The following is a 4,216-nucleotide window of genomic DNA, read 5'->3' on the forward strand; positions in this document are numbered from 1 at the left end:
TCGCGCACGGGGCTCTCGCCTCGCCCGGCAAGGCGCTGCTGCACGGCGGCGACCCCGAGGCCGAGATGGCCGCGGTCCTGCCGGAACCGGTCGACTACGTGCTGGTCCAGGCCGACCTGACGGTGGTGGCGCCCGGCCCCCTGGTGCCCGAACTCGCGGACCGCATCGCCCTCGTCGCCGACGTCGAGTCGGCGGGCGCGGCCACGGTGTACCGGGTGAGCGAGACCGGCGTGCGCCGCGCTCTGGACGCGGGCACCGGCGCCGCCGAGCTGCACGCCCTGTTCGCCACGCATTCGCGCACTCCCGTCCCCCAGGCGTTGACCTACCTGATCGACGACGTCGCCCGCCGCCACGGCCGGCTCCGCGCCGGGATCGCCGCCTCGTTCGTCCGCTCCGACGACCCGGCGCTGCTGGCCGAGGTGCTCGGTCACCCCGTCGCCGGCCACCTCGCCCTGCGGGCCGTCGCGCCGACGGTCGCGGTGTCGCAGGCGCCGCTGGCGGAGGTGCTCGCCGAGCTGCGCGGTGCGGGCTTCGCGCCCGCGGGCGAGGACGCCACCGGCGCAGTGCTGGACCTGCGGCCACGAGGCGCCCGGGTGTCGGTGCCGCGGGCACGGCCCCGCTACATCGGACCGACGCCGCCCACCGGGGAGCAACTCGACACCCTGATCCGCACGCTGCGCGCCGGGGACCGGGCCGCGGCCGCCCCACGCGGCACCACCGTCCGCGGCGACGGCACCCGCACGGGCGGTGCCGCGACGATGGCGCTGCTGCAACTCGCCGCGCACGGCAAGCGCAGCGTCCGGATCGGCTACGTCGACGCGCAGGGCGTCGCCACCCACCGCATCGTCGATCCCGTCGCCGTCGGCGGGGGGCAGCTCGAGGCGTTCGACCCCGCCGCGGGCACGGTCCGCAGCTTCGTGCTGCACCGCATCACCACGGTCGCGCTCGTGGAGTGACGGCGGCCGGTGGCGGGCCTGCCGCCGCACCTGGAGAATGGGGAGGTTCTGCCTGTTCCCGTGCTAGGAGGCGTCCGTGGCCGACGGACCGTTGATCGTCCAGTCCGACAAGACCCTGCTCCTCGAGGTCGACCACGCCCTCGCGAACGAGGCCCGGCAGGCCATCGCGCCGTTCGCCGAGCTCGAACGCGCCCCCGAGCACGTGCACACCTACCGGGTCACCCCGCTGGCGTTGTGGAACGCCCGCGCCGCGGGACACGACGCCGAGCAGGTCGTCGACGCCCTGGTCACCCACTCCCGGTTCGCGGTCCCGCAGCCGCTGCTCGTCGACATCGTCGACACCATGGCCCGCTACGGCCGGCTGCAGCTGGTGAAGAACCCCGCACACGGCCTGACCCTGGTCAGCCTCGACCGGGCGGTGCTCGAGGAGGTGATGCGCAACAAGAAGATCGCGCCGATGCTCGGCGCCCGGCTCGACGACGACACCGTGATCGTGCATCCGAGCGAGCGCGGCCGGCTCAAGCAGATGTTGCTCAAGGTCGGCTGGCCGGCCGAGGACCTCGCCGGCTACGTCGACGGTGAGGCACACGCGATCAACCTCGACTTCGAGACCAACCCCTGGCACCTGCGGGACTACCAGGAGATGGCCGCGGACTCGTTCTGGGCCGGCGGCTCCGGCGTGGTGGTGCTGCCGTGCGGGGCGGGGAAGACGATGGTGGGTGCGGCCGCGATGGCCAAGGCGGGCGCCACCACCCTGATCCTGGTGACCAACACCGTCGCGGGCCGGCAGTGGAAGCGCGAGCTGATCGCCCGCACGTCGCTCACCGAGGACGAGATCGGCGAGTACTCCGGGGAGAAGAAGGAGATCCGCCCGGTCACCATCGCCACCTACCAGGTCATCACCCGCAAGTCGAAGGGCGAGTACCGCAACCTCGAGCTGTTCGACTCCCGCGACTGGGGGCTGATGATCTACGACGAGGTGCATCTGCTGCCCGCCCCGGTGTTCCGGATGACGGCCGACCTGCAGTCCCGGCGCCGGCTCGGCCTCACCGCGACCCTCGTGCGCGAGGACGGCCGCGAGGGCGACGTATTCTCGCTCATCGGCCCCAAGCGCTACGACGCACCGTGGAAGGACATCGAGGCGCAGGGCTGGATCGCGCCCGCGGAGTGCGTCGAGGTGCGGGTGACCCTGACCGACGCGGAACGGATGACGTACGCGGTGGCCGAGCCCGAGGAGCGGTACAAGCTGTGCTCGACCGCGCACACGAAGATCGCGGTGGTGAAGTCGATCCTGGACCGGCACCGCGACTCCCCCACCCTGATCATCGGGGCGTACCTCGATCAGCTCGACGAGCTCGGCGAGGCGCTGGACGCCCCGGTGATCAAGGGCTCGACCCGGAACAAGGAGCGCGAGGAGCTGTTCGACCGCTTCCGCGCCGGTGAGCTGAAGGTGCTCGTCGTGTCGAAGGTCGCGAACTTCTCGATCGACCTGCCCGAGGCGTCGGTGGCGGTGCAGGTGTCGGGCACGTTCGGCTCGCGCCAGGAGGAGGCGCAGCGCCTCGGCCGGTTGCTGCGCCCCAAGCACGACGGCGGGCAGGCGCACTTCTACTCGGTCGTCGCGCGCGACACCCTCGACGCCGAGTACGCCGCGCACCGGCAGCGGTTCCTCGCCGAACAGGGTTACGCGTACCGGATCACCGACGCGGACGATCTGCTCGGCCCCACCATCGGCTGACCGCCGGCCGGTTCAGCCGGGCGGGAGGCGGTACTCCTGTTCCGGTCGTCCCGTGCTGCCGTACCGGAGCTGCATCCGCAGCTGCCCCTTGGTGACGAGCGCGGCGAGATAACGCTGGGCGGTCGCACGGGATACCCCGATCGTGGCCGCCACCTCCCCCGCCGACATGGGCGTGTTCGAGGACGAGAGAGCTTGCAGGACAAGTTCTTTGGTCACCGATCGGGGCGCCCTGTCGCCGGCGCCCGACGGCGCCGGGCGCAGCGCGGCGAGCGCCGAGTCGATCTCGGCCTGGGTGAGTTCGGCGCCGGCGACGAGACGCCGGTACTGCGCGTACGCCGACAACCGCCGCGCGAGTTCGGTGTTGGGAAACGGCTTGACCAGATACCCCGAGGCGCCGGCGGCCAGCGCGGCCCGCACCGTCGTGCCCTCGGCGGCCGCGCCGAGTACGAATGCGTCGCAGTCGAGTTCACGGATCAGGTCGATGCCGGAGCCGTCGGGCAGGTACACGTCCACGAGCGCGAGGTCGACCGGGGCCTCGCGGACCGCGGCGCGCGCGGCCGCGACGGTACCGGCGACCGCCGCCACGCGGAACCCGGCCACCGCGGCGACCACGCTCGCGTGCAGTTCCGCGACGCGGAAGTCGTCGTCGACGACGAGCACCGTCAGATCGGATCCGCCCACGCGGTGTCTCCTTGGTCGAGTACGTCGATCAGCGTGGCGACGAACACCGCGCCCCCGGTGGGATTGTCCGGGGTGCGCCGCCCGCCGGGATCGGCGAGGATCACGTCGCCGCCGTGCTGCCGGGCCACCTGCCGCGCCAGCGCCAGGCCCATTCCGCGACCGCCCGGGACGGCACCGTCGGCGTGGGTGGTGACACCCTCCCCGAAGACCTCCCCGGCGCGGCCGGCGGCGATGCCGGCACCGGTGTCCGCGACGGCCAGGTGCAGGTCGCGGCCGGCCTCGACGAGTTCGACCTCCACCTCCGCGGGGTCGTGCCCGTGCTCGCGGGCCGCCTCGATCGCGTTGTCGAGCAGGTTGCCCAGCACGGTCGTGACGTCCACGGGGCAGCGGACGGTGCCGCGCACCCAGGTGTTCTCGCCGAGGACCAGCGTCACCCCGCTCTCCCGCGCGTGGGCGGCCTTGGCGGTGAGGAAGGCGTGCAGGTACGGGTCGGCGACGGCGTCGAGCCCGTCGAGGGGCCGGCCGGTGGGCCCGGATCCGAGGAGCTGCTCGAGGTACTCGGTGGCCTGAGCGCTGCGGCCTTGCTGCAGCAGGCCGTAGAGCAGGTGCAGGCGGTTCGCGGTCTCGTGCCGCTGGGCCCGCAGGGCGGTGGTCAGCGACTGCACGGCGTCGAGTTCGCGGGTGAGCTTCTCGACGTCGGTGCGGTCGCGCACCGACATCACGGTGCCCAGGTCGCGGCCGTCGCGCAGGACCCGTCGCGCGACGGCCAGCACGATCCGGTCGCCCGCGGCGGCGGCCACCGGCTCGTCGCGGGGGCGGCGCGCGACGTCGAGCAGGCGCGGGG

At 73.4% G+C, this 4,216-nt stretch carries 4 protein-coding genes; 2 read left to right on the forward strand and 2 right to left on the reverse strand.

Annotated elements, in window-relative coordinates:
- A partial coding sequence (locus CQZ88_RS20235; RefSeq protein ID WP_180987050.1) for a helicase-associated domain-containing protein occupies window positions 1–956 on the forward strand: 956 nt, incomplete at its 5' end.
- 76 nt (window positions 957–1,032) lie between these two features.
- Window positions 1,033–2,691, forward strand: a complete 1,659-nt coding sequence (locus tag CQZ88_RS20240; protein ID WP_006936177.1) for a DNA repair helicase XPB — start codon at window positions 1,033–1,035, stop codon at window positions 2,689–2,691.
- Window positions 2,692–2,703: 12 nt separating this feature from the next.
- Here the strand turns inward: CQZ88_RS20240 and CQZ88_RS20245 are convergent, their stop codons facing one another.
- Window positions 2,704–3,372, reverse strand: a complete 669-nt coding sequence (locus CQZ88_RS20245) for a response regulator (protein WP_029541800.1) — start codon at window positions 3,370–3,372, stop codon at window positions 2,704–2,706.
- On the reverse strand, window positions 3,354–4,216 hold an 863-nt coding region (locus tag CQZ88_RS31440), incomplete at its 5' end, for a sensor histidine kinase (protein ID WP_258008698.1). The genes CQZ88_RS31440 and CQZ88_RS20245, both read right to left, overlap by 19 nt.

This window comes from Rhodococcus sp. ENV425 (genome assembly GCF_002887785.1).
GTDB lineage: Bacteria > Actinomycetota > Actinomycetes > Mycobacteriales > Mycobacteriaceae > Rhodococcus > Rhodococcus aetherivorans.